Source organism: Streptomyces sp. NPDC060194, from assembly GCF_042728285.1.
Classification (GTDB): Bacteria; Actinomycetota; Actinomycetes; order Streptomycetales; family Streptomycetaceae; genus Streptomyces.
Genome location: NZ_JBHWZH010000015.1, coordinates 25,877 through 49,469 on the forward strand (window position 1 = coordinate 25,877; position 23,593 = coordinate 49,469).

Here is a 23,593-nt window from a genome sequence, read left to right on the forward strand (position 1 = left end):
CTTGCCACGGGGGTTGTCAGTCCTCCTGCGCGGGAGGCGTTCAGTCCTCCTGTGCCAACTCCCATACGAGTACGGCAGCGCGGTCCTCGGAGACGGTGTACCAGGCACCTTCGCCCGCGGCCTGTACCGGTCCCGCGACGGGCTGCGGATAGGCGATCTCCGCCCGCAGCGCCATGTCGTCCGTGCCGACCAGCCAATGGCGGCCCGGTCCGTATCCGGCGTCGCTGCCCGAGGTGCCCGCCACCACCGTGGTCTCGTCGGTGAAAACCGCATCGAAGTCCCAGTGGACACGGCCCCCTTGGGGATGCGGTGACACGGCGTCGTCCGCGTCCAGGTCCCGCAGCATCGCGCCGTCGTCCGCCGCGTGCAGATAGAGCGCGTCCTGCTGGGCATCGGTGGCGAGGAGATGCCGGCCGGAAGGGCTCACGCCGAGGAGCACGGTCTCGTCGTCGATCTTCCGTACAGACAGCACCCCGCCGTCAAGGCGGCCCCAGAGCGTCGGGGAACCCTCCTCGCCCTCGCCGATACTCAGGCCCATCTGTGCCGGGTCGGGGTGCACGGTGTGGAAGGATCCCGAGGCCACGGTGCCCGTGCCCGTCCGTGCCAAAACCCGGCCGTCGGCGGCGTCGAGGACCAGCCAGAACTCGTCGGACTCCACGTCCTCCCCATCATCCGCGAGCGGTCCGCGCACATGTGCCCACACGAGCTTGCCGTCGGCGGAGAAGGCCGCCGAGCCGCTGTCGGCGTACTCGTGCTCACCGTCCTCGCCGCAGTCGTCGGCGTAATGGGCGAACTCCTCGTGCATGTGGGGACATGCATCGGCCCAGCAAGCGTGGCGCACCTCCCAGCGCGTCGCCCCCGAAGCCTCCACCGCCCGCACCGCATGCAGTCCGCTGAACACGGCGACGTCACCCGAGGGGGAAACCGTGACCGTGCCCAGCTCGCGGGGCCAGGGGGCGGGGAAACGCATCACGTCACCTGACGTGGGGTCGAGCACGGCAAGTTCGGTGTCGGCGCGCTGTACGACCAGCCGGCGCCCCGCCGAGTACAGGACGAACGGTGCCTCGGCTGAGCCGGGCTCCAGCGGAGCCGGGATGGTGGCGACGAGTCGGGCCGCGCGCTGAGCGGACCCTGCGTTTATGGGATTGGTGGACATGCAGGGCATGCTGGCACACCTGCCGGGGCGGGTAGGGTCTTTCCCCCGTGATGGTCGACACGCGGTTGTTGATCACGCGGCGAGCGTGAGCTTACTGATCGTTTCAAAATGACGAGGCTGCTGAGCGGAGCTGAAGGCAGCTATGTGTATCGGTTATGGAAGGCTGAACGCTTCGGCCCAGACGTCACCACCAGTGGCCCAGGTCCACAACCACTGCCGCAGTGATGCGGCCGCGTAGCGCAGGCCGTCATGGGGGCCCTCGCCCCAACTCGGCACCCAGCCGTCTTCGTCATAGAGGAGCACGGGGTTGCCTGCGTCGAGCAATGACAGATTTGACGAGAGACATAGAGACACCCCCTTGTAGGTGATCAGGGAATCCTCTGGTTACCTCAGGAGCCCGAAGGTCACCGCGGCCGCAGTCGCGCCCAAAGCTGCTCCCGCCATGGTCTGGGCCGTCGTGTGGTCCCGCAGGGCGACCCGGGACCAGCCGATGGCGGCGATGGCGAGGAGCAGGGGGGTCATCGCGAGGCCGTAGACCTGGATGAGGATGGTGACGACGCCGGCGGCGACGGCGGTGTGGACGGAGACCTTCCACCAGATGGTGACGGCCGTGGTCGCGGCGAGGCCGACGAGCATGGCGATGACGAGGGCGAGGACCTCCTGGGGGGCGTCGAAGACGACGAGGAGGGAGACGCCGAGGAGGACCGAGGCCATGGTGGCGCTGAGGGGGATGGCGCGCTGGGTGCGGATCTTGACGTGCTTGTCGGTCCAGTGGCCGAGTTTGACGCCGAGCAGGATGACGGCGAAGGGGATGCCGCCGCAGAAGAGCGCGGCGAGGACGCCCCAGCCCAGCCCGGACAGATCGCCTGTGCTGTGCCAGCCGACGAGGAGGAGGATGCCCATGACGAGGTAGGCGGGGGCCAGGGCGTCGGTGATGACGCGGGCCAGGCGCGGGGCGGTGGGGGTGGCGGTGCTCATCGGGGGTCCTGGGAGTTGGCCAGGGCGAAGTCGCGGACGAGGTCGGACCGGTAGGCCGTCGGGAGCTGCTTCAGCGCCTGGGTTTCGGAGGAGAGGTCGGGGCCGCCGCTGGCGGGCGGGACGATGAGGCCCTTGGTGGAGTGGCCCTTGTCGGAGTGGATGATGCGGGTGGTTCGCACCCAGCAGGCCTCCGCGGTGACCGCTGCCTCGGCGCCGACGAGTCCCCGGTCGGTGACGTAGGCCTGAGCTTTCTCACGCAGGGGTGCCGGCGTGTGGGAGCCGAGGACGAGGACGGCGTCGCGGATCTCGATTCCGCGGCGGTAGAGCCGGGCTCGACTACGGCGGAAGTCGAGCGCCTCGGGTATGCGGCCGCGCGGGGGTTCGTACCGTACGCCGGGGGTCGCGCTGGTGACGTCGAACCACAGCGGGTGCAGGGCGACCAGATCGCGGTGGGCGGCGTACCAGGCGGTGAGGCGTCGTCCGACGGGCAGCGTGCTGCCGGCGATGATGAACAGCAGCGCGCCGAAGAGCAGGCCGTTGCTGATCACGCGGTCGGTGTCGACGGAGAGCGCGTCGACCTCCAGGAACCGCAAAACGAGGGCGAACACGCGGTGCGCCGCGTAGACCATGCCGATCGCCGTTCCCGTACCGGTCAGCAGCAGGCCGCGCCCCAAGAGGCCCGCCTCGGGGTGGCGGCCCCACTGGCGGCACAGACGCGTCGCACTGAGCAGCGCGGTCGCCAGGAAGGCGCACCAGATCAGGCCGTACAGGGCGATGCGCCAGTCCGTGGCGTACGAGGTGAGGATGTCGTCCACCTCGCGCGGTTGCGGAGCCGCGAGGAACAGCACGGTGAGGCCGACGGCCGCAGCGACGGGAACGGCGACGTGCTGTCGCGAGCCGCGTAGTTCGGGGCGGCGTTCGTCGGCCATGTCGTGGACGAACGTCAGGACCGAGTGGGCGGCGAGGATGCCGGCCAGATGCTTGCCCAGGGTGGCGACGTTGTGCAGGCCGAGCGCCGCGTCGAGGGCGGAGGCGACGGCCACGGGTTTGATGGTGATCGCGATGGCGAGGCCGAGGAACGCGCTCCACAGCGGGCGCTTTCGCTTGTCGCGCAGGGCCGCGGGGGCGCGCCACAGGGCGACGGCCCAGAGAAGGGCGGCCGGAATAAGGAAGATCATGGAATATCTCAGGTATCACTCAGAGCGTCGTCGAGCCGTTGAAGAACAGGCTCGCGCCCACTTATCCTTCTGGTTTCCAGGTCGGCCCTGGAGGCGATGAGACCTGCCAGGTACTCGGCGCTTCGCTCGTCCTCGGTATTGTAACTGGCCCTCTTCATCAGGCTCGTGACCATATCCGGCGACAGGTTGGGAAACAGTGCTGCGCCGATTCCGGCATCGGATGCGCCAAGAGCAGAGCGATGACCCAAAAGCATATGGCCCAACTCGTGCAAGATGATGTGCGTTTGAGGCAGAGGACTGGTCGACTCCTCATGGAACACATGGTCCGCCGTCGCGGTCGCGAGCCACGCTCCGCAAGGGATGTCGGTGCCGCAGACCCCCGGCATGCTGTGCAGGTAGAGGGGACGTCCGCGCTGTTCGGCGATGCTCCTGCACAGGGACTCGACGTCGAAGGGGACTTGGATGTCGAGGGATCGCACCAGATCCTCGCAGCGTTCCCGACTTCGCGTCACGCGGTCGACGGAAACGCGGCGACTAAACCAGGACAAGGAGCCTCCGCAGGTAACTCTCGGGCCCGCTCTCATCATAGATGCGGTGCGGCGTGCATTGCTTCCCCCTGCAGAACACGCTTTCCGATGTACGGCGCAACATTTTCCACGGAAAGATGAATACGCAACCAAATTCATGATCCACTGACTGCTCATCAGGCGAATGCATGGGCAAATCGGACCAAACGGCGCTCGCTGTATGTTGTTGAGTGCCGGAGAGTCATGCGGCCACCGTCATGGTGAATGTCATATCGCTTGCGGCGGGTGCCGGCGAGTCGAATTCAGTCCTCGTTCAAGCCCTCGAGGGCCCGCGCTCTCTCCACGAAGCCCCGGATCGTCTGCAGCGTCTCCGTGGATAGCCCGGAGGACCTCAGGGCCACGTCCCGCACCTCGGCGTCGCGGAACGCGGCGAGCAGGGCCAGCTCTGACTCGATGCGCTCGGAGTCCTCGGAGGAGAAGAAGTACGCCGGCGGCACGCCGAAAAACTCCGCGAGCGCCTCGAGGTGGCGCATCGTGGGGTTGTCCTTCTTGCCGGTCCGCAGGCTCCAGATGTAGCTGGCGGACACCGTCGGCCCGCCGCGCTTCGCGATCTCGGTCGCGACCTCATCGTACGTATACGGGCCGCGCCCGCGCGGGCGCACCGTCTCGAAGAGGTAGTCGAGCTTGTCGGCGAGGCTGCGCCGCGGCGTCGGGGCTCCGTCGCTCATCGCGTCCTCGTCTCTGGGGCTGTACTGCACGACTGGCGAAACAGTACAGCACGCGCTTCATTTTCCCTGGTTGACGGTGATCATATTTGCTGGTCTAGTGTCGTCCCGAGATCATCGACTCATGGAAACGAGGGGTGGGGGTCGGGGCACCAGCAGGCCGCGCGGCGCGCGGGACACAGACGAGAAACGGCGTCCGGGAGCTACCAACTCCCGGACGCCGAAAGCCCCGAGGGGCGGATACACATCACGGTGACCGGTCGGGCTTTTGCACGAGAACGACCGGGTCACCGCCCAAGCACGGGAGTATTGCATGCCGTTTACCGATCAGGACAGCGCGGCACCCCCGCCCGTCGAGCGGCTTCGGGCTGCTCGGCCGGTGCGTCGGCCCGTCGCCCTGACTCCGGAGCGAGGTCGGACGTCGGCCCACACGTTCGACGTGCATCGGGCGGTGCTCGTCCGCGGTGACCTGGTCACCGCCGAGGGGGGCCGCTGACATGGCGCGTATCCGAACGATCAAGCCGGAAGCCTTCATCTCCGAGTCGCTCGCCGAGGTGACCGTGGAGGCCGAGCGCACCTTCTTCGGGCTGCTCACCCAGGCCGACGACCACGGCCGGCACCGGGACAACGCGGCGATCATCGCCGGCGTGCTGTGGCCGCTGCGCGCCGAGCACACCTCGGTGCACGTCGAGGACGACCTCCACCAGCTCGCGAACGCCGGCCTCGTCTGCCGGTACACCGGCTGCGACGGCCGCCGGTACCTCCACGTCGTGACGTGGTCCGAGCACCAGAAGATCGACAAGCCGAGCCAGTCGCGCCTGCCCTCCTGCCCGCAGCACCAGGCCGCCGGCCGGTGCGCACCCTGCAAGGACACCTGCAGCAAGCGGAGGGAGGGGTCGCCGACCGCTCCCGGAGGGCTCGCCGAGGCTTCGCCGAACCCTCCCCGAGCCCTCGATCTGCCCGCCGGACCCGCCCCCACGCTGCCTGCCCCTGCCAGCGGCGTCCCGAAGGCCTCCGGGGATGCCCCCGGGCTCCCGGTGGGTAACCCGGACTCCTCCGACGCGGAAAGTGCAGGTCAGAGGGCATTCGGCGAGGGCTCCCCGAACCCTTCCGGAACCCTCGCCGAGGGCTCGGCGCCTGGATCTAGGATCTTGGATCCTGGATCTTCTTCCCCTACGGGGGGCGGAGCGCCCGCACCGGACGTCTCGGCCGGTGACCTCGTCGGGGAGTACGTCAACCGGTGCGCGGTACGGCCGCCGAAGAGCGTGCTCGGGCACCTGAGCTAGGTCACGAAGAGTCTCCTCGAGGAGGGCATCGCCCCGGAGCACGTCCGGGCCGGCCTGGCGCGCTTCGCCGCCAACCCCAAGCACCCGAGCGTGCTGACCAGCATGGTCAACGAGGCGATGAACGCCCGCCCCGGCGGGGCGCGGCCGGACTTCCGGGCCACCGTCCCCGCTCACCAGGCGTGGACCAACCCCGCCGACGCTGCCGCCGCCTACGCCGAGGAGCTGTGATGCCGCACCGCGAGCCCCAGCTCCTCGGCGCCGGAGCCCTGGACCGGATGACCCGCATCCTGGCCGACCGGAACATCCCCCGCGCCGCCGTCGAGGCCACCGCCGACGAGCCCCCGGCCCCCACGCGGCTCGAGGCGCTGTCGGCCGGGATGCCGCCCCGCTACCGCGACGCGCTCGCCGACCACCCCCAGGTCCTCGACTGGGTCCGCCAAGTCGCCGACCGGGCCGAGGCCCCCGGCAGGGGCGCGAGGCGTCAGGTCACCACCGGGCCGAGCCTGCTGATGGCCGGCGTCGTCGGCGCTGGCAAGACCCACCAGGCGTACGGCGCGGTCCGGGCGCTGGTGCGGTCGGGGATCGGCGTGCGCTGGCAGGCGACGACGGCCGCGGACCTCTACGCCGAGCTCCGCCCGCGCCCCGGCGTCGACAGCGAGCGCGAGCTCGCCCGGGTCAGTCGCTGCCCGCTGCTGATCCTGGACGACCTCGGCGCGGCGAAGTCCAGCGAGTGGGTCGAGGAGACGACGTACCGGCTCATCAACCGCCGCTACAACCTCGAGCTGCCGACGCTCGTCACCACCAACCTCCGCATCAGCGACCTGCGCGCGTACGTCGGGGACCGGGTCGCGTCCCGGCTGCGGCAGATGACCACCCGCGTCGAGTTCGAGCCGGTCGACCGCAGACGACCCGCCGCCTGACCGCTGCAGGCGCCGCGCCGACCACCCTCGTACCGCACCACGCCTCTCCGCCGACGCCTGCCGCGGGCGAAGAGCGAACGGAGTTTTTCCATGCCCCACAACACCCCTACTTCCGCCCCGCGTCGCCACCGCCGGCTCCGCGATCACACCTGGCAGGACGACGCGGTATGCCGAAGCGCCGCGTACAACCCCGTCGACCCGGAGGTCTTCTACCCGGATCCCGACGAGACGGAGAAGATCGCCGCCGCGAAGGCGCTCTGCGCCCAGTGCCCGGTCCGCCGCGCCTGCCTGGACGCCGCCCTCGGGTGCGTGCGAGCGGATTCCGGTGTCGACCGGTCGGTGCCGACCCGGCCGACGCAGCGCCTGCGGCGAGGAGTGCATGTGCAGGCGCCGCGGTGGCATTGTCGCAGTTCAGCGGGTGCGGCCCCGCGGTTTCAGGGTGCCCGGGGGGAGGGGCGGCGCGGGGATCGGAGCGCCGTCGTAGCCGTGGACCGTGCCGAAGCGGGATCCGGTCGTCCAGTCCTCCCGGGCCCGGGCGATCTCCTCGTGGTCGCGCCCGATGAAGTTCCAGAACATGACGATCTTCTCGTCGAACGGTTCGCCGCCGAGCAGCATCAGGCCCGCGTCGGAGGTCGCGCGCAGTGGGAGCTCACGGCGGCCGCAGCCGAGGTAGAGCATCGAGCCGGGCAGGACGGGCACCCCGTCGACGTGCGCCTCGCCCGACATGGAGAGGACGGCGTACTCGAAGTCCGGCTCCAACGGCAGCCGTAGCTCGGCTCCTTGACGGAGCGTCAGGTCGACACCGACCAGCGGGCCGTACGTCGTGCCGGGCGAGACGGCTCCGTCCAGCGAGCCGAGGATCACCGTCGACGTGAGACCGGGCGCGGTCACCGTCGGCAGCTCGGCGTGGTGCTCGAAGTGCGGGTCGACGTGCCGGTGCGCGTCCGGCAGCGCGACCCACAGCTGGGCGCCGTGCAGGAAGCGGGCGTGCTCGCGCGGGGTCTCCTCGGAGTGGCTGATCGCCCGCCCGGACGTCATCAGACCCAGCTCGCGGGGCCGCACGGTCTGCAGGCTGCCCACGCTGTCGCGGTGCAGCACCTCGCCCTCGTGCAGCCAGCTCACCGTCTGCAGGCCCATGTGCGGGTGGGGCGCGACCCGCATCCCCGGCTCGTCGGCGATGTCGTCGGGGCCGTAGTGGTCGACGAAGACCCACGCGCCCACCATCCGCCGCCCCAGGTTCGGCAGCAGCCGGCGCACCTCCGAGGACTCGCCGAGCCGGACCCGCTTCGGCTCGAGCAGCTCCCGCACCGGCTCGGCGGTCACGTCGGCGCGGCCGCCGCACACGGAGGGGACGGGGTGCAGGTCGAGGTTGCTCATGGCGCCCATCCAACACCAGGTCGCACCTGACGCGCCCCCGGATCACGGCGACCCCCTGCGCTGCCCGTACGGGCCACCAGGAGATGCCGGGCCGGCCGCGGCCGGGCTGGAATGGGGGAGTGACCGCGCCCCCGGACGACTGCCTCGCCCGCAACGACTGGATCTGCGGGGAGTACCTCAGCACCCGCCGGGACATCCTGCTCGACGCGGTGGCCCAGCACCTCCAGCTCACGGCCGTCTCCGTGCTCGTCGCGCTGGTCCTCGCGGTGCCGCTCGCGGTGCTCGCCCGGCGGTGGCGGGCGGCGGCGGGACCCGTCCTCGCGCTCACCACCGTGCTCTACACGATCCCGTCGCTCGCGATGTTCTCCCTGCTGCTCCCGGTCTACGGCCTGTCCGCCTCGCTGGTGGTCGCCGGACTCGTCCTCTACTCGCTCACCCTGCTGGTGCGGAACATCCTCGCCGGGCTGCGGGCCGTCCCCGAGGAGACCCGGGAGGCCGCCCGGGGCATGGGGTACGGGCCGCTGCGCCAGTTGCTGACCGTCGAACTGCCGCTCGCGCTGCCGTCCGCGATGGCGGGGCTGCGGATCGCCACCGTCTCGGCGGTCTCGCTCGTGACGATCGGCGCCGTCGTCGGCTTCGGCGGCCTCGGCAACCTCATCTACGCCGGCATGAACACCTACTTCAAGGCGCAGGTGCTCACCGCCTCCGTGCTCTGCGTCGTCATCGCCGTCGCGGCCGACCTGCTGCTGCTCGGCCTCCAGCGCGTGCTCACCCCCTGGGAGCGGGTGTGAGCACGCTCGCCGACGCCTGGGCCTGGCTCACCGACCCCGCGCACTGGTCCGGGGACGGCGGCATCGCCCACCGGCTCACCCAGCACCTCGTGCTCACCGTCGTCTGCCTGCTCATCAGCTGCCTGATCGCCCTGCCCGTCGCGGTGGTCCTCGGCCACCTCGGCCGGGGCGGGGCGCTCGCCGTGAACATCTCCAACGTCGGCCGCGCCGTCCCCACCTTCGCCGTCCTCGTCCTGCTGCTGCTCACCCCGCTCGGCCGGTACGGAGAGGGGCCGACCGTCGTCGCCCTGGTGCTGTTCGCGGTGCCGCCGCTGCTCACCAACGCCTACGTCGGGATACGGGGCGTGGAGCGGGACGCCGTGGAGGCGGCGCGGGGGATGGGGATGACCGGGCGTCAGACGGTGAAGGGGGTCGAACTGCCGCTCGCCATGCCGATGATCCTGACCGGGGTGCGGATCGCGGCCGTGCAGCTGGTCGCCACCGCGACCATCGCCGCGCTCGCCGGGGGCGGCGGACTCGGCCGGATCATCACCGCGGGCTTCAATCTCGCCTCGACCCCGCAGGTCGTGGCGGGCGCGGTCCTTGTCGCCGTCCTCGCGCTGCTCGTCGAGGCGGTCTTCGCGCTCGCCCAGCGGTTCGGGCCGCGCTGGGCACGGGTGAGCGCCGCGTGAGCCCCCGTCGCCGTAGGCGCTACCGGCGCCACGTCAGGCCCCGCACCCTGCTGCTCGCGGCCGCCTGCGCGCTCCTCGCCGCCTGCGCCACCGGGCCCTCCCTGGAGGACCGGGGCGAGGTCACCGCCCCGCCCGGCGACGCGCAGCACCTCGTCGTCGGGTCGGCGGGCTTCACCGAGAGCGACCTGCTGGCCCAGATGTACGCCCTGCTGCTCCGGCGGGCCGGATACGGCACGGAGACGCTCTCCGTCACCAACCGCGAGCTGTACGAACCCGCCCTGGAGGCGGGGCAGATCGACGTCGTCCCCGAGTACGCGGCGACCTTCGCCGACTGGCTCAACGCCAAGGCCCATGGCTCCGACGCGGACCCCGTCGGCTCGCCCGACCTCGACGCCACCATGGCCGCCCTGCGGAGGCTGGCGGCCCCCCGCGGCCTCACCGTCCTCGACCCGGGCCGGGCCGTCGACCAGAACGCGTACGCCGTGGCCCGGTCGTACGCCGAGCGGCACCGGCTGAGGACGCTCACCGACCTCGGGAGGTCGGGCGAGAGGGTACGGCTCGCCGCCGGGGACGAGTGCGTGCAGCGGCCGTACTGCGCACCCGGCCTGGAGAAGACCTACGGCATCGACATCACCGGCATCGACCCCAAGGGCCTGGGCACCACCCCCGCCAAGCAGTCGGTGCAGAACGGCCGGAACCAGATGGTCGCGACGACGACCACCGACGCGACGCTCGACCGGTTCGGCCTCGTCCTCCTCACCGACGACAAGCGTTTGCAGAACGCCGACTTCGTCGTCCCCGTCGTCAACCGGTCACGGGCCGGCGGGAGAAACGTCGTCGCCGCGCTGGAGCGGCTGAACGAGGTCCTCACCACCGCCGACCTCGCCTCGCTCAACGAGCAGGTCGACAGCTGGCGGCGGCTGCCCGAGGACGTGGCGCGGGCCTATCTGGAGTCGAAGGGCCTGCTGTGACGTACCGCTCCGACCGCACGCACCGCTCTGACCGCACGCACCGCTCAGACCGGCGGGATGAGCGACGTGCGGTACGGCCGCCGCCGGGCCGCCCGGCTCGCCGACGCGAGCAACTGGTGCATGCGAAGCGGGACTTGGGAGGCGTCCGCGACCGGCTCGGCGAACGCCAGCCGTACGTCGCCGTGCCCGCGCAGCCGCTCAAGGCGCAGGGTGAGCCCGTACCGGTCGAGGGCCAGCGGGGTGACCCGCACCACGCCCTGCAGGCTGTCGGGGTCGACGAGCCGGGTGAGCTGCTCGACCGCGTCGCCGTGGGAGTCGGCGAGGTGCATGAGGAGTCCGGCCTCCGCGTCGGCCAGCGGGTCGGGCAAGGCCTCGGCCAGCTCGTCGAGGTCGACGCAGACCGGTCCCGCGGCCGTGCGCAGCACCGCGCGGGCCGGCCGCAGCACGAGGCCGTCCCCGTCCGGCGCCAGCCACCCCGACAGGAACACCCGCGCCCGCACCCGGTCCCGTACGGCGACGGGGGAGACGTCGGCGAACTCCAGGAGGACGGACGGTTCGCCGCGCGGCGCGACCAGCGCGCCCGCCGCGACCACGCTGTCCGCCGGGACCTGCAGGCGCAGGGCACCGCCGGCGGTGACGCCGTGCGCCCCCACCAGGTCCTCGCGGCAGCCGTCCATGGTCACCGCGCACGCCCACGCCGAGGCGAGCACGGAACGGACGTGCTCGGCGGCGGTGGGGGCGCCGGGGCAGGGCTGACGGACACTCATTCCGACCTCCAAATGGTTAGGCATGCCTAACCTAACTGAGATCGCGGCGCGAGCTCAAGCGGCACACGCGGCCCCGGTCCGGATCCGGCCGGGACCCACCCGCCGCCGCCCCCGTCCACCCGGCTGTGCTGAACTGAAGCGGAGCCCAACGATCCAGGAGTGCCCGTGCCCTCGTACCGCCAGCCCGGCGTCGTCCTCACCGACCACCACCTCCAGGTGCCGCTCGACCACGCGCAGCCCGACGGCGAGCAGATCGCGGTGTACGCGCGGGAGGTCGTCGCGACCCGGCAGGCGGGCGCGCCGCTGCCGTGGCTGGTGTACCTCCAGGGCGGACCGGGCTTCGGCGCCAACCGGTTCACCGGGACCCCCGGCTGGCTGGGTCGAGCCCTCAAGGAGTTCCGGGTGCTGCTCCTGGACCAGCGCGGCACCGGCCGCTCCACCCCCGCCACCCGCCAGACGCTCCCGCTGCGCGGCGACGCGAAGGCCCAGGCCGACTACCTGGCCCACTTCCGCGCCGACGCGATCGTCCAGGACTGCGAACTGGTCCGGAAGCGGCTCACCGGCGGCGCCCCCTGGACCGTCCTCGGCCAGTCCTTCGGCGGCTTCTGCGCCACCCACTACCTCTCCGCCGCCCCCGAGGGACTCGCCGCCGCGCTGATCACCGGCGGCCTACCGTCCCTCGACGCGCACGCCGACGACGTCTACCGCGCGGCCTACCCCCGCATCGCCCGCAAGACCGCCGCCCACTACGCCCGCTACCCGCAGGACGTCGAACGCGCCCGGCGGATCGCCGACCACCTCGCCGAGCGGCCCGTCACCCTGCCGAACGGCTACCGGCTCACCGTCGAGGCGTTCCAGTCCCTCGGCATCCTGCTCGGCGGCGGCGACGGCAGCCACCAGCTCCACTACCTCCTGGAGGACGCCTTCGTCCGCACCCCCGCCGGCCCCGCGCTCTCCGACGCCTTCCAGGAGGAGGTGCAGGCCCGGCTCTCCTTCGCCGCGCACCCGCTCTACGCCCTCGTCCACGAGTCGATCTACGGCCAGGGCGAGCGCCCCACCGACTGGTCGGCCGAACGCGTTCGCGCCGAGTTCCCGCAGTTCGACGCCGGCCGCGAGGGCCCGGTGCCGTTCACCGGCGAGACGATCCACCCCTGGCACTTCGTCGAGGACCCCGCCCTGCGCCCGCTGCGGGAGACCGCCGACCTCCTCGCCGCCCGCAACGACTGGCCGCGCCTGTACGACCCCGCCCGGCTCGCCGCCAACGAGGTCCCCGTCGCCGCGGCCGTCTACCACGACGACATGTACGTCGACACCGCCCACTCGCTCGAGACCGCCCGCTCGATCCGCGGCCTGCGCACCTGGGTCACCGACGAGTTCGAGCACGACGGCGTCCGCGCGGGCGGCCCCCGCGTCCTCGACCGGCTCCTCGCGCTGGTCCGCGACGAGGCGTGAGGGCTGCCGTAGCCTCCCGTCCATGACCGACACCGCGCCCGACGCCTCGACCCTGCCCCCGATGCCCGACGACTGGCGGCGCGCGCTGTGCGTCGTCGCCCACCCCGACGACCTGGAGTACGGCTGCGCGGCGGCCGTCGCGCAGTGGACCGACGAGGGCCGCGAGGTCGTCTACCTCCTCGCCACCCGGGGCGAGGCCGGCATCGACGGCATCGCCCCGGACGCGTGCGCCCCGCTGCGCGAGCGCGAGCAGCGGGCGAGCGCGGCGGTCGTCGGGGTGGAGACGGTCGAGTTCCTCGACCACGCCGACGGCGTCGTCGAGTACGGCGTCGGTCTGCGCCGCGACATCGCCGCGGCGATCCGCCGCCACCGCCCCGAGCTCGTCGTCACCCTCAACCACCACGACACCTGGGGCGACGGCGTCGCCTGGAACACCCCCGACCACGTCGCCGTCGGCCGGGCCACGCTGGACGCCGCCTCCGACGCCGGCAACCGCTGGATCTTCCCCGACGCCGGTCCCGAACGCTGGGACGGCGTCCGCTGGGTCGCCGTCGCCGGCTCCCACCGGCCCACCCACGCCGTCGCATCGGGGCCCGGCTTCGAGCGCGCGGTCCGCTCGCTCCTCGCCCACCGCGCCTACATCGAGGGGCTGACGGACGAGGACCCGGAGGCGTACGCGCGCGGGTTCATGACGCAGATGTGCGGTTCGCACGTCACCTTCGAGGTCATCGGGCGCTGAGCGACGTGACCGCCCCCTCCGCCGGCGACGGCCCCGAGGACGACCTGGACCTGGTGCTCGCCGAGGTCGGCCCGCGCCTGCGCGCCCTGCGCCGGAAACGCGGGGCGACCCTGGCCGCCCTCTCCGAGGCCACCGGCATCTCGGTGAGCACCCTCTCCCGCCTGGAGTCCGGCGGCCGCCGCCCCAGCCTGGAACTGCTGCTCCCGATCGCCCGCGCCCACGGCGTCCCGCTGGACGAACTGGTCGGCGCGCCCCAGGTCGGCGACCCCCGGGTCCGCGCCAAGCCGATCCGCCGCCACGGCCGGACCATGTACCCGCTCACCCACCGGCCCGGCGGCCTGATGGCCTACAAGATCGTGATCGAGGGCGGCCGGGAGCCGTGCGAGGAGCCGGACCAGCGCACCCACGAGGGCTACGAGTGGCTCTACGTCCTCTCCGGCCGGCTGCGGGTCAGGCTCGGCCCGCACGAGTTCGTCGTCCGGCCCGGTGAGGCGGCCGAGTTCGACACCCGGGTCCCGCACTGGTTCGGCCCGGCGGACTCCGGGCCGGTCGAGTTCCTGAGCCTGTTCGGGCCGCAGGGCGAGCGGATGCACGTCCGGGCGCGGCCGCGCGGCGCGTAGCGGCCCGGGTCGGGGCATCGGCCGGGGCCCGGGGAAGGGGCTTCCGTCAGGGCCCGGGGAAGGGGCTTCCGTCGCGGGCAAGCGACCGCTTAGTCTGTCGGTGAGCCGACCCATCGACGACGTCCGGAGGCCCCGATGCAGGCATGGCGAGTGCACGAGAACGGCGAGCCGGGCGAGGTGATGCGCCTGGACGACGTGCCGGAGCCGGAGGCCGGTCCCGGGCAGCTGAAGCTCCGCGTCAGGGCCGCGAACATCAACTTCCCCGACGCGCTGCTCTGCCGCGGGCAGTACCAGGTCCGCCCGCGGCTGCCGTTCACCCCGGGAGTGGAGGTCTGCGGTGAGACGGCCGACGGCCGCCGGGTCATCGCCACCCCCGCGCTGCCCGACGGGGGCTTCGCCGAGTACGTCGTCGTCGACGAGGCGGCCGTCCTGCCCGCCCCCGACGCCCTGGACGACGCCGAGGCCGCCGCCCTGCACATCGGCTACCAGACCGGCTGGTTCGGCCTGCACCGCCGCGCGAACCTGCGCGCCGGCGAGACCCTGCTCGTCCACGCGGCAGCCGGCGGCGTCGGCAGCGCGGCCGTCCAGCTCGGCAAGGCGGCCGGGGCGCGGGTGATCGGCGTCGTCGGCGGCCCGGAGAAGGCGGCCGTCGCCCGCGAGCTGGGCTGCGACCTGGTGATCGACCGGCGCACCGAGGACATCGTCGCCGCGGTGAAGGAGTTCACCGGCGGCAAGGGCGCCGACGTGGTCTACGACCCGGTCGGCGGCGACGCGTTCGCCAAGTCCGTCAAGTGCGTCGCGTTCGAGGGCCGGATCGTCGTCGTGGGCTTCGCGAGCGGCGACATCCCCTCGGCCGCCCTCAACCACGCGCTGGTGAAGAACTACGCGATCCTCGGCCTGCACTGGGGCCTGTACGCCGCCAAGGACCCGGCGTCGATCGCCCGCTGCCACGAGGAGCTGACCAAACTCGCCGAGCAGGGCGTGGTCAGGCCGCTGGTCAGCGAGCGGGTCCCGTTCGCGCAGGCCGCGCAGGCCGTCCAGCGGGTGGCCGACGGCCGCAGCACCGGCCGGATCGTGGTCCTCCCGGCAGCCCCGGAAGGCCTGGAGGGTCCGGGAGCACCGGAAGCCCGGGAAGCCGCTGCGGGAGCCGAGGGAGCCGCCCGATGACCACCGCCGACGACCTGCGCGCCCAGGTCCGCGACCTGCTCGCCACCCACTCCTTCGAGGACCCCGACGCTTTCCTCGCCGCCCGCTTCGACGCCGGACTCGCCTGGGTCCACTACCCGAAGGGCCTTGGCGGCCAGGACCTGCCCCGCGCCCTCCAGGCCGTCGTCGACGCCGAACTCGCCGCCGCCGGGGCCCCCGACAACGACCCCCGCAGGATCGGCATCGGCCTCGGCATGGCCGCGCCCACCGTCCTGCGCTTCGGCACCGACGAGCAGAAGCGGCGCTTCCTGCGCCCGCTGTGGCTGGGGCAGGAGGTGTGGTGCCAGCTCTTCAGCGAACCGGGCGCCGGCTCCGACCTCGCCGCCCTCGCCACCCGGGCCGTGCGGGACGAGGAGACCGGCGACTGGATCGTCAACGGGCAGAAGGTGTGGACCTCCAGCGCCCACCTCGCCCGCTTCGCCATCCTCATCGCCCGCACCGACCCGGACCTGCCCAAACACCAGGGCATCACCTACTTCGTCTGCGACATGACCGACCCCGGCGTCGAGGTCAGGCCGCTGCGGCAGATCACCGGTGAGGCGGAGTTCAACGAGGTCTTCCTCACCGACGTCCGCATCCCCGAAGCGCACCGGCTCGGCGGGGTCGGCGAGGGTTGGAAGGTCGCCCAGACCACCCTCATGAACGAACGCGTCGCCATCGGCGGCGCCCGGCTGCCCCGCGAGGGCGGCATGATCGGGCCGATCGCCGCCACCTGGCGCGAGCGCCCCGAGCTGCGCACGAACGACCTGCACCAGCGGCTGCTGCGCCTCTGGGTGGACGCCGAGGTCGGCCGGCTCACCGCCGAGCGGCTGCGTCAGCAGCTCGTGGCCGGCCACCCCGGCCCCGCCGGCGCCGGGATGAAGCTCGCCTTCGCCCGGCTGAACCAGGAGATCAGCGGCCTGGAGGTCGAACTCCTCGGCCAGGACGGGCTGCTGTACGACGACTGGACCATGCGCCGGCCCGAGCTGGTCGACTTCACCGGCCGCGAGGCCGGCTACCGCTACCTCCGCTCCAAGGGCAACTCCATCGAGGGCGGCACCAGCGAGGTCCTGCTCAACATCGTCGCCGAACGCGTCCTCGGACTGCCCGCCGAGCCCCGCACCGACAAGGACGTCGCATGGAAGGACCTCGCCCGATGAGCACCGCCGCCGACCTCCTGTACTCCGAGGACGAGGAGCACCTGCGCGCCGCCGTGCGCGAGCTGCTGACCGACCTCAACGACCCCGCCGCCGTCACCGTCCGCGCCGAGGCGGGCGACCCGTACGACCCGGCGCTCCTCGACGCGCTGGCCGCGATGGGGCTCAACGGGCTGCTCGTGCCCGAGAAGCTCGGCGGGCAGGGGGCGGGCCACCGCGAGGCGGCCGTCGTCCTGGAGGAGCTGGGCCGGGCGGCCGCCCCGGCGCCCTACCTGACCGGCGCGGTCATGGCCGCGGAGGCGCTGCTCGCGCTCGACACCGGCGACGCGACGGTGGCCGGGCTGCTCGCGGACCTGGCGGCGGGGCGCAAGCGGGTCGCCCTCGCGATCTCCTTCGCGACCTTGCCGCACTACAGCCCCTCCAGTTCGACGACGGTGGCCGACGCGGCCGGCGCCGACGTACTCCTCGTCCTCCGCCCCGACGGCCTGTACGCCGTCGAGGACGCGGAGACCACCCCGCTGACCCCGCTCGACCTCACCCGCCCGCTCGCCGACGTCGACGGCGGCACCGGCGTGAGGCTCCCCGGCGACGCGAGCGCCGCCGTCGGCCGCGCCCTCCTCGCCGGCGCCGGACTGCTCGCCTCCGAGCAACTCGGCCTCGCCGACTGGTGCCTGACGGAGACCGTGCGCTACCTCAAGGAGCGCAAGCAGTTCAACCGCCCCGTCGGCGGCTTCCAGGCGATCAAGCACCGGCTCGCCCAGCTCTGGCTGGAGGTGGAGAACGCCCGCGCCGCCGCCCGGTACGCGGCCGACGCGCTCGCCACCGGCAACCCGGACACCGAGGTCGCCGTCGCGCTCGCGCAGGCCTACTGCTCGGAGGTCGCCGTGCACGCGGCCGAGGAGTGCGTCCAGCTCCACGGCGGGCTCGGCATGACGTGGGAGCACCCGGCCCACCTCTACCTCAAGCGGGCCAAGGCCGACCACATCGCGCTCGGCACCCCGGGCCGCCACCGGGCCCGCCTCGCCGAACTCGTCGACCTCCCGGAGCCGTTGCCGACGGCCGACTGAGCCCCGGCAGGTCCTCGACACCCCCTGACCAGGCACTCCTTTACCTGGTGTTTAATTGCGACTGGTTCGCAATAAGAAACGATCTTCAACAGGGGTGCTCATGACCGGCCGACCGATACGAGGAGCCGTCGCGGCCGCGCTGGCCGGAACGCTGGCGCTGGGCGCGGCGGCCTGCTCGAAGCCCGGCGGCACCACGGACGGCGCCGGAGGCGACTCCGTCGTCGTCGGCATCGCCTACGAGCCCGACAGCCTGAGCCCGCTCCTCGGCTACGGCAAGGACGGCAACTCCAAGCTGTTCGACGGCCTGCTCACCCACGACGTCGACATGAACCTCCGGCCGGCCCTCGCCGCCGAGCTGCCGGAGGTCACCGACGGCGGCCTGACGTACACCTACCGCCTGCGCCAGGGCGTGAAGTTCAGCGACGGGGAGCCGTTCACGGCGAAGGACGTCGTCTTCACCTACGAGACGATCCTCGACCCGGGCACGAACAACCCCTCCCGCGGCGAACTCGACGCGCTGAAGAGCGTCGAGGCCCAGGGCGACGACACCGTCGTCTTCCGCCTGAAGTACCCCTACGCCCCGTTCGCCGAGCGGACCGTCCAGCCCGTCGCGCCCGAGCACGTCGCCGGCAAGCAGGACGTCAACACCGGCCCGTTCACCACGAAGCCCGTCGGCACCGGTCCGTACACCCTCGCGGGCTGGTCCAAGGGCGAGAAGCTGAGCTTCGAGGCCAACCCCGACTACTGGGGCGGCGCGCCGGAGGTGAAGAAGTTCACCATGGCGATCGTCAAGGACGACGACATCCGCGCCACCCGGCTGCGCTCCGGAGACCTCGACGGCGCGATCCTGCCGCCGAACCTCGCCAGGACCTTCGCGAAGGACGACGGGAAGAAGACCTACCGCGCCCCGTCGTTCGACTACCGCACGGTCACCCTCCCCACCGGCAACCCGGTCACCGGCGACACCGCCGTCCGCCGCGCGCTCGACGTCGCCGTCGACCGCAAGGCGATGGTCGACCGGATCCTCGACGGCGCCGGCAAGGAGGCGTACGGCCCCGTCCCCACCGACAGCGAGTGGTTCACCGCCGGCACCGAGCGCACCCACAGCCTCGACACCGCGAAGAAGCTCCTCGACGACGCCGGCTGGAAGCCCGGGAGCGACGGCATCCGGCGCAAGGACGGCGTCCGCGCCTCCTTCCCGCTCTGGTACGTCTCCGGCGACAAGCTCCGCCAGGACCACGCCCTCGCCTACGCCTCCGACGCCAAGAAGGCCGGCATCGAGGTCAAGGTGCAGGCCGGCACCTGGGAGGTCATCGAGCCCCGGATGCCGAAGGACGCCGTCCTCGCCGGCGGCGGCGCGCCCGCCGACCCCGACTTCGACCAGTACACCCTGCTGAACTCGAAGCTCGCGGGCGACGGCTTCAACAACATGGCCCACTACGCCAACCCGGCCGTCGACAAAGCGCTGCAGGCCGGCCGCGAGAGCGGTGACAAGGCCGAGCGGAAGGCCGCCTACGACACCGTCCAGCGCGAACTGGTCGAGAACCCCGGCTACACCTTCCTGACCCACATCGACCACGTCTACGTCATGGACGACGACTTCGCCTCGATCACCCACCAGGTCGAGCCGCACGACCACGGCCTCGCGACCGGCCCGTGGTGGAACGTCGAGGACTGGCAGTTCAAGAAGTGACCCGCCTCCCCTGGGGGGACATGGCCCGCATGACGGGACGGCGGGCGGTCCACGCCGTCCCGGTCCTGCTCGCGGTCACCTTCGGCGTGTTCGCCGTCGCCGCCGCGTCCCCCTTCGACCCCGTCAAGGCGTACACCGGCACCGCCGGGCTCACCGCCTCGCAGGAGAACCTGGACCGGATCCGCGCCAACCTCGGCGTCGACCAGCCGCTGGTCACCCGCTGGTGGGAGTGGCTGACCGCGGCCGTCCAGGGCGACCTCGGGCAGTCGGCCGTCATGCGCCAACCCGTCGCCGACGTCATCGCCGAGCGGATCGGCTGGTCCTCGCTGCTCGCCGTCACCGCCTTCGCCCTCGCGATCGTCCTCGGCACCCTGCTCGGGGTGCTGGCCGGCCGCCGTCAGGGCGGCCGCCTCGACCGGATGATCACCTCCGCCGCGTACACCCTGGAGGCCGCCCCGCCGTTCTGGCTCGGGCTGCTCGCCGTCTGGTTCTTCGCGCTCCAGCTCGGCGTGCTGCCGGCAGGCGGGCTGACCGACACCGGCAGCGACACCGTCACCGCCGGTCAGGTCGCCGAGCACCTCGTCCTGCCCGCCGCGGTCCTCGCCGTCGCCCAGCTGCCGTGGTTCGTCCTCTACGTCCGCCAGGGCGTCGGCGACGCGCTGGCGGAGGACCCCGTCCGGGGCGCCCGGGCCCGCGGGCTCTCCGAGCGGACGGTGCTCCTCGGGCACGCGTTCCGCTCCGGGATGCTGCCGGTGCTCACGCTGATCGGTTCCCGGGTGCCCGAGCTCATCACCGGGGCCCTCCTGGTGGAGACCGTGTTCAGCTGGCCGGGCATCGCGGCGGCGACCGTCCAGGCCGCCACCTCCGTCGACTTCCCGCTGCTCGCCGCGCTCACCGTGCTCGCCACCCTGGCCGTGCTCGTCGGCAACCTGCTCTCCGACCTGCTGTACGGTCTCGCCGATCCGAGGGTGACCTTCGATGGCTGAATCCCGCGTCCCGTCCCCGAAGCGACCGCTGCCCGAGCGGCGCCTCGCGAAGCGGGCCCTCCTCAGGCGGCCGACCGCCCGCGACCTGCGGGTGCGCACCTCGGCCGTCGTCGTCCTGGCGATCGCGCTCGCGGTCCTCGTCGTGCCGCCGGTGGTGCGCCTCGACGAGCAGGCGGTCGACCTCGCGCTCAAGCTCACCCCGCCCTCCTGGGCCCACCCCTTCGGCACCGACGACGTCGGCCGCGACCTGCTGCTGCGCTGCGTCTACGGGCTGCGGGTGTCGCTGGTCGTGGGCCTGGTCGCCGCACTGGCCGCGACGGTGATCGGCACGGTCGTCGGCGCGACGGCCGGGGCGCTCGGGGGGCGGGCCGACCGGCTGGTGATGCGGCTGGTGGACGTGTTCACGTCCGTGCCGCACCTGCTGCTCGGCATCTTCATCGTGGCGATGTTCCGCCCCGGCGTCTGGCCGGTGGTGGTCTCCGTGGCGCTCACGCACTGGGTGTCGACCGCCCGGATCGTCCGCGCCGAGGTGCTCTCCCTGCGCTCCCGCCCCTTCGTCGACGCGGCGATCTCCGGTGGCGCGTCCCGGCTGCGGGTGGCCCGGCGGCACCTGGTCCCGGCGGTGCTGCCGCAGGCCGGGCTCGCGGCCGTCCTGATGGTGCCGCACGCGATCTGGCACGAGTCCGCGCTGTCGTTCCTGGGCCTCGGGCTGCCCACCCACGAGGCGAGCCTCGGCAACCTCGTCCAGAGCGCCCGCGGCTCGCTGCTCGCCGGCGACTGGTGGCCCACCCTGTTCCCCGGCCTGTTCATCATCGTCCCGACCCTCGCCGTCGCCGGTCTCGCCGGTGCCTGGCGGGAGCGGATCAACCCGCGCCGCCGATCGGAGCTGATGCTGTGACCCCGCCCGCCGAGTCCGCCGTGCCCTTTGCCGGTGCCGTGCCCGACGCTCGTGACGTGCCCGATGCCCGTGACGTGCCCGACGCGCCTCCCGGGCCCACTGCCGGGCCCGCCGCCGCGCCCGAAGACCCCGTCCTCGCCGTCCGCGACCTCACCGTCCGGTTCCGGATGCGCGGGGGCCGGGACATCGCCGCCGTCACCGACGCCCGCTTCGACCTGGCGGCGGGGGAGTGCCTGGCCCTGGTCGGCGAGAGCGGCTGCGGCAAGTCCGTCCTCGCCTCCGCCCTGCTCGGCCTGCTCCCCGCCAACGCGACCGTCTCCGGCAGCGCCCTCCTCGGCGGCACCGACCTGCTGAGCGCCGACGAGCGCACCCTGGCCCGCACGGTCCGGGGCCGCAGGATCGGACTCGTCCCACAGAGCCCGGCCGCGCACCTCACGCCCGTCCGCACGGTCCGGTCGCAACTGCAGGAGACCGTCCGGGAGTTGACGGGGGTGCCCCGCCGCGAGCTGCGCGCGGCCGCTGAGCGGGCCGCCGCCCGCGCCGAGTTCCCCGCCGGGCACCTCGACCGCTACCCGCACGAGCTCTCCGGCGGCCTCGCCCAGCGTGCCGCCACCGCGCTCGCCCTGATCGGCGACGCGCCCCTGCTGCTCGCCGACGAGCCCACCACCGGCCTCGACCGCGACCTCGTCGAGCGGACCGTCGACGAACTCCGCCGCCACATCGGCACGGACCGGGCCCTGCTGCTCATCACCCACGACCTAGCGGCCGCCGAGCGGATCGCCGACCGGGTGGCGGTGATGTACGCGGGCCGCATCGTCGAACTCGCCGACGCCGAAGCCTTCTTCGCCCGGCCGGCCGGTGCTGCGAAGCCCTGCGCGGGCCCCCGCCACCCCTACGCCCGCGGCCTCCTCGACGCCTTGCCCGAACGGCGCTTCGTCCCCGTCCCCGGCCAGCCGCCCGAACTCGGTGCGCTTCCGGACGGCTGCGCCTTCGCCCCCCGCTGCCCGCGCGCGACCGACGACTGCGCCACCGTCCCGCCGCTCACCGACGGTGTGGCCTGCCACCACCCCCTGACCGCGCTGTCGGCGAGGACGGAGCCGGCCCGTGCTTGAACTGGACCGCATCACCGCCGGCTACGACCGGCGCGCCCCCGTCGTCCGCGACGTCTCGCTCACCGTCGCCGACGGCGAGTCCGTCGGCCTGCTCGGGCCCAGCGGCTGCGGCAAGTCGACGCTCGCCCGGGTCGCCGCGCTGCTCCACCGGCCGGACTCCGGGCAGGTGGTCCTCGACGGCGTCCGCGTCCACGGCTGGCGCCACCGGGCCCCGCGCGACCAGCGGACCGCGTTCGGCGTGGTCTTCCAGCAGCCCCGCCTCTCCGCCGACCCCCGCCTGCGCCTCGCCGACATCGTCGCCGAACCCCTCCGGGCCACCGGCCGCGCCCCCGACGCCGGCGACTGGGCGGACCGGGTCGGCCTGACCGCGGAACTGCTCACCCGCCGACCCCACGAGGTCAGTGACGGACAACTCCAACGGGCCTGCCTGGCGCGGGCGTTGGTTTTGAGGCCGTGCTGGCTCATCTGCGACGAGATGACCGCCATGCTCGACGCCTCCACCGCGGCCGCGCTGGTCGGCGTCGTGGAGGAGTACCGCGCCGAGACCGGCGCGGGCCTGCTCGCCGTCGGCCACGACCGCACCCTCCTCACCCGCTGGTGCGACCGCACCGTCACGTGGAGTGACCTCGGTGACGCGCAGTCAACACACTTTCGGCGCACGCCCGGTACGCCCGTTCCGCCGGAATCCTCCGCCACACTGACCCCGTGAACCGCGGGGTGGGTCCCCGTGGCGGAGGAGGCCGACGATGGACATCACCATTTCCCTGCTGGTCCTGCTGCTGATCATCGCGGCGGTCATGATGCGCAGCGGGGCGCTCAAGGGCTCGCACGCCGTGATCTGCGTGCTGCTCGGCTTCCTGCTCGCGGGCACGCAGGCGGCGCCGAGCATCGAGAACGGGCTCAGCTCCACGGCGAAGATGGTGAGCGGGATCGGGTTCTGACCCGGCCCCTTCTCAACTCCCGGGCACACGCGACCGGATGAGGAACCGCACCCCTTCCGGCGCCTCCAGCGAGAACCCGCCGCCCCGACCGGACACCACGTCGACGATCAGCCGGGTGTGGCTCCACAGCTCGTACTGGCTGCGGGAGATCCAGAACTCCACCGGCTCGCCCAGGCCCTCCACGTCGAGCGACTCCAGGAGCAGGTCGGACGCCCCGGTCCTGAACTCCCCGCGCTGGTAGCACATCGGCGCGCTTCCGTCGCAGCAGCCGCCGGACTGGTGGAACATCAGCGGACCGTGCTTCTCCCGCAGCCGCCGGACGAGGTCCGCGGCGTCGGCGGTGAGCTCCACCCGTGGCAGGTCGGACATGGCGCGCCCCTCTCCCGGCCGCGACAC

General features: G+C 72.8%; 24 protein-coding genes and 2 pseudogenes. 18 read left to right on the forward strand and 8 right to left on the reverse strand.

The window, feature by feature from the left end; translation table 11 throughout:
- Nucleotides 1-40: 40 nt before the first annotated feature.
- The 5 genes from ACFWEG_RS05320 to ACFWEG_RS05340 form a co-directional block, all read right to left on the reverse strand.
- Nucleotides 41-1,156 (reverse strand): hypothetical protein, encoded by a 1,116-nt coding sequence (locus tag ACFWEG_RS05320; RefSeq protein WP_387209422.1) that lies wholly within the window; start codon nt 1,154-1,156, stop codon nt 41-43.
- A 384-nt stretch (nt 1,157-1,540) separates the two neighbouring features.
- Nucleotides 1,541-2,134 carry a hypothetical protein gene (locus ACFWEG_RS05325; protein WP_387209424.1) on the reverse strand — a complete coding sequence of 198 codons (594 nt, stop codon included), beginning with the start codon at nt 2,132-2,134 and terminating at the stop codon, nt 1,541-1,543.
- Entirely contained in the window at nt 2,131-3,312 is a 1,182-nt protein-coding gene (locus ACFWEG_RS05330) for an MAB_1171c family putative transporter (protein ID WP_387209426.1), read from the reverse strand. The genes ACFWEG_RS05325 and ACFWEG_RS05330 overlap by 4 nt, the downstream gene beginning before the upstream one ends.
- An 8-nt stretch (nt 3,313-3,320) precedes the next feature.
- Nucleotides 3,321-3,791, reverse strand: a complete 471-nt coding sequence (locus ACFWEG_RS05335; protein WP_387209428.1) for a hypothetical protein — start codon at nt 3,789-3,791, stop codon at nt 3,321-3,323.
- Nucleotides 3,792-4,141: 350 nt separating this feature from the next.
- Entirely contained in the window at nt 4,142-4,597 is a 456-nt protein-coding gene (locus tag ACFWEG_RS05340; RefSeq protein WP_387209430.1) for a helix-turn-helix domain-containing protein, read from the reverse strand.
- A gap of 464 nt (nt 4,598-5,061) precedes the next feature.
- On the opposite strand from ACFWEG_RS05340, the pseudogene ACFWEG_RS05345 reads away from it, so the two are divergent.
- The 3 genes and pseudogenes from ACFWEG_RS05345 to ACFWEG_RS05355 all read left to right on the forward strand — a co-directional run.
- Nucleotides 5,062-6,078: pseudogene (locus tag ACFWEG_RS05345) on the forward strand (hypothetical protein).
- Nucleotides 6,078-6,770 carry an ATP-binding protein gene (locus ACFWEG_RS05350; protein ID WP_387209432.1) on the forward strand — a complete coding sequence of 231 codons (693 nt, stop codon included), beginning with the start codon at nt 6,078-6,080 and terminating at the stop codon, nt 6,768-6,770. The pseudogene ACFWEG_RS05345 and the gene ACFWEG_RS05350 overlap by 1 nt, the downstream one beginning before the upstream one ends.
- 90 nt (nt 6,771-6,860) lie before the next feature.
- Nucleotides 6,861-7,088 (forward strand): annotated as a pseudogene (locus tag ACFWEG_RS05355) (WhiB family transcriptional regulator); the annotation flags it as partial.
- 93 nt (nt 7,089-7,181) lie between these two features.
- On the opposite strand, the gene ACFWEG_RS05360 reads toward ACFWEG_RS05355, so the two are convergent.
- Entirely contained in the window at nt 7,182-8,147 is a 966-nt protein-coding gene (locus tag ACFWEG_RS05360; RefSeq protein ID WP_387209434.1) for a pirin family protein, read from the reverse strand.
- Nucleotides 8,148-8,266: 119 nt separating this feature from the next.
- Between ACFWEG_RS05360 and ACFWEG_RS05365 the strand changes: the two genes are divergently transcribed.
- Genes ACFWEG_RS05365 through ACFWEG_RS05375 form a run of 3 tightly spaced genes read left to right on the forward strand, consistent with a single transcriptional unit; the run spans nt 8,267 to nt 10,580 of the window.
- A complete protein-coding gene (locus ACFWEG_RS05365) occupies nt 8,267-8,938 on the forward strand; it encodes an ABC transporter permease (protein WP_387209436.1) in 672 nt (223 codons plus the stop codon).
- Complete coding sequence (locus ACFWEG_RS05370; protein ID WP_387209438.1) at nt 8,935-9,609, forward strand: ABC transporter permease; 675 nt, start codon at nt 8,935-8,937, stop codon at nt 9,607-9,609. Before ACFWEG_RS05365 ends, ACFWEG_RS05370 begins: the two co-directional genes overlap by 4 nt.
- 47 nt (nt 9,610-9,656) lie before the next feature.
- On the forward strand, nt 9,657-10,580 hold the full coding sequence (locus tag ACFWEG_RS05375) for an ABC transporter substrate-binding protein (RefSeq protein ID WP_387209494.1): 924 nt from the start codon (nt 9,657-9,659) through the stop codon (nt 10,578-10,580).
- 44 nt (nt 10,581-10,624) lie between these two features.
- On the opposite strand, the gene ACFWEG_RS05380 is transcribed toward ACFWEG_RS05375, so the two are convergent.
- Nucleotides 10,625-11,347 carry a DUF2470 domain-containing protein gene (locus tag ACFWEG_RS05380; RefSeq protein WP_387209440.1) on the reverse strand — a complete coding sequence of 241 codons (723 nt, stop codon included), beginning with the start codon at nt 11,345-11,347 and terminating at the stop codon, nt 10,625-10,627.
- Nucleotides 11,348-11,512: 165 nt separating this feature from the next.
- Here ACFWEG_RS05380 and ACFWEG_RS05385 point away from each other — a divergent pair, with 165 nt between their 5' ends.
- The 12 genes from ACFWEG_RS05385 (at nt 11,513) to ACFWEG_RS05440 (ending at nt 23,197) form a co-directional block, all read left to right on the forward strand.
- Complete coding sequence (locus ACFWEG_RS05385; protein WP_387209442.1) at nt 11,513-12,799, forward strand: alpha/beta fold hydrolase; 1,287 nt, start codon at nt 11,513-11,515, stop codon at nt 12,797-12,799.
- 22 nt (nt 12,800-12,821) lie between these two features.
- Nucleotides 12,822-13,538, forward strand: coding sequence for a PIG-L deacetylase family protein (locus ACFWEG_RS05390; RefSeq protein ID WP_387209444.1), 717 nt, complete (start codon nt 12,822-12,824; stop codon nt 13,536-13,538).
- Nucleotides 13,539-13,543: 5 nt separating this feature from the next.
- Entirely contained in the window at nt 13,544-14,158 is a 615-nt protein-coding gene (locus tag ACFWEG_RS05395; RefSeq protein WP_387209446.1) for a helix-turn-helix domain-containing protein, read from the forward strand.
- 135 nt (nt 14,159-14,293) lie between these two features.
- Nucleotides 14,294-15,325 (forward strand): NADPH:quinone oxidoreductase family protein, encoded by a 1,032-nt coding sequence (locus ACFWEG_RS05400; RefSeq protein WP_387209448.1) that lies wholly within the window; start codon nt 14,294-14,296, stop codon nt 15,323-15,325.
- Nucleotides 15,322-16,503 (forward strand): acyl-CoA dehydrogenase family protein, encoded by a 1,182-nt coding sequence (locus ACFWEG_RS05405; RefSeq protein ID WP_387209450.1) that lies wholly within the window; start codon nt 15,322-15,324, stop codon nt 16,501-16,503. The genes ACFWEG_RS05400 and ACFWEG_RS05405 overlap by 4 nt, the downstream gene beginning before the upstream one ends.
- On the forward strand, nt 16,500-17,567 hold the full coding sequence (locus ACFWEG_RS05410; protein ID WP_387209452.1) for an acyl-CoA dehydrogenase family protein: 1,068 nt from the start codon (nt 16,500-16,502) through the stop codon (nt 17,565-17,567). Before ACFWEG_RS05405 ends, ACFWEG_RS05410 begins: the two co-directional genes overlap by 4 nt.
- A gap of 100 nt (nt 17,568-17,667) precedes the next feature.
- Entirely contained in the window at nt 17,668-19,260 is a 1,593-nt protein-coding gene (locus ACFWEG_RS05415; RefSeq protein ID WP_387209454.1) for an ABC transporter substrate-binding protein, read from the forward strand.
- 20 nt (nt 19,261-19,280) lie between these two features.
- Nucleotides 19,281-20,246, forward strand: coding sequence for an ABC transporter permease (locus ACFWEG_RS05420; protein ID WP_387209456.1), 966 nt, complete (start codon nt 19,281-19,283; stop codon nt 20,244-20,246).
- Nucleotides 20,239-21,144, forward strand: coding sequence for an ABC transporter permease (locus ACFWEG_RS05425; RefSeq protein ID WP_387209458.1), 906 nt, complete (start codon nt 20,239-20,241; stop codon nt 21,142-21,144). The genes ACFWEG_RS05420 and ACFWEG_RS05425 overlap by 8 nt, the downstream gene beginning before the upstream one ends.
- A gap of 56 nt (nt 21,145-21,200) precedes the next feature.
- Nucleotides 21,201-22,256 carry an ABC transporter ATP-binding protein gene (locus tag ACFWEG_RS05430; protein WP_387209460.1) on the forward strand — a complete coding sequence of 352 codons (1,056 nt, stop codon included), beginning with the start codon at nt 21,201-21,203 and terminating at the stop codon, nt 22,254-22,256.
- Nucleotides 22,249-22,965 carry an ABC transporter ATP-binding protein gene (locus tag ACFWEG_RS05435; protein WP_387209463.1) on the forward strand — a complete coding sequence of 239 codons (717 nt, stop codon included), beginning with the start codon at nt 22,249-22,251 and terminating at the stop codon, nt 22,963-22,965. The genes ACFWEG_RS05430 and ACFWEG_RS05435 overlap by 8 nt, the downstream gene beginning before the upstream one ends.
- Nucleotides 22,966-23,002: 37 nt before the next feature.
- A complete protein-coding gene (locus tag ACFWEG_RS05440; RefSeq protein ID WP_387209465.1) occupies nt 23,003-23,197 on the forward strand; it encodes a hypothetical protein in 195 nt (64 codons plus the stop codon).
- A gap of 12 nt (nt 23,198-23,209) precedes the next feature.
- Here the strand turns inward: ACFWEG_RS05440 and ACFWEG_RS05445 are convergent, their stop codons facing one another.
- Nucleotides 23,210-23,566: a DUF779 domain-containing protein gene (locus ACFWEG_RS05445; protein ID WP_387209467.1), complete on the reverse strand. Its 357-nt coding sequence runs from the start codon at nt 23,564-23,566 to the stop codon at nt 23,210-23,212.
- Nucleotides 23,567-23,593 lie beyond the last annotated feature (27 nt).

What these genes read in the sequence shown, in the direction of transcription:
- ACFWEG_RS05320 (WP_387209422.1), bottom strand. Translation starts at nt 1,156, where the DNA reads ATGTCCACCAATCCCATAAACGCAGGGTCCGCTCAGCGCGCGGCCCGA.
- ACFWEG_RS05325 (WP_387209424.1), bottom strand. Translation starts at nt 2,134, where the DNA reads ATGAGCACCGCCACCCCCACCGCCCCGCGCCTGGCCCGCGTCATCACC.
- ACFWEG_RS05330 (WP_387209426.1), bottom strand. Translation starts at nt 3,312, where the DNA reads ATGATCTTCCTTATTCCGGCCGCCCTTCTCTGGGCCGTCGCCCTGTGG.
- ACFWEG_RS05350 (WP_387209432.1), top strand. Translation starts at nt 6,078, where the DNA reads ATGCCGCACCGCGAGCCCCAGCTCCTCGGCGCCGGAGCCCTGGACCGG.
- ACFWEG_RS05360 (WP_387209434.1), bottom strand. Translation starts at nt 8,147, where the DNA reads ATGAGCAACCTCGACCTGCACCCCGTCCCCTCCGTGTGCGGCGGCCGC.
- ACFWEG_RS05380 (WP_387209440.1), bottom strand. Translation starts at nt 11,347, where the DNA reads ATGAGTGTCCGTCAGCCCTGCCCCGGCGCCCCCACCGCCGCCGAGCAC.
- ACFWEG_RS05390 (WP_387209444.1), top strand. Translation starts at nt 12,822, where the DNA reads ATGACCGACACCGCGCCCGACGCCTCGACCCTGCCCCCGATGCCCGAC.
- ACFWEG_RS05400 (WP_387209448.1), top strand. Translation starts at nt 14,294, where the DNA reads ATGCAGGCATGGCGAGTGCACGAGAACGGCGAGCCGGGCGAGGTGATG.
- ACFWEG_RS05405 (WP_387209450.1), top strand. Translation starts at nt 15,322, where the DNA reads ATGACCACCGCCGACGACCTGCGCGCCCAGGTCCGCGACCTGCTCGCC.
- ACFWEG_RS05410 (WP_387209452.1), top strand. Translation starts at nt 16,500, where the DNA reads ATGAGCACCGCCGCCGACCTCCTGTACTCCGAGGACGAGGAGCACCTG.
- ACFWEG_RS05415 (WP_387209454.1), top strand. Translation starts at nt 17,668, where the DNA reads ATGACCGGCCGACCGATACGAGGAGCCGTCGCGGCCGCGCTGGCCGGA.
- ACFWEG_RS05420 (WP_387209456.1), top strand. Translation starts at nt 19,281, where the DNA reads ATGGCCCGCATGACGGGACGGCGGGCGGTCCACGCCGTCCCGGTCCTG.
- ACFWEG_RS05425 (WP_387209458.1), top strand. Translation starts at nt 20,239, where the DNA reads ATGGCTGAATCCCGCGTCCCGTCCCCGAAGCGACCGCTGCCCGAGCGG.
- ACFWEG_RS05440 (WP_387209465.1), top strand. Translation starts at nt 23,003, where the DNA reads ATGGACATCACCATTTCCCTGCTGGTCCTGCTGCTGATCATCGCGGCG.
- ACFWEG_RS05445 (WP_387209467.1), bottom strand. Translation starts at nt 23,566, where the DNA reads ATGTCCGACCTGCCACGGGTGGAGCTCACCGCCGACGCCGCGGACCTC.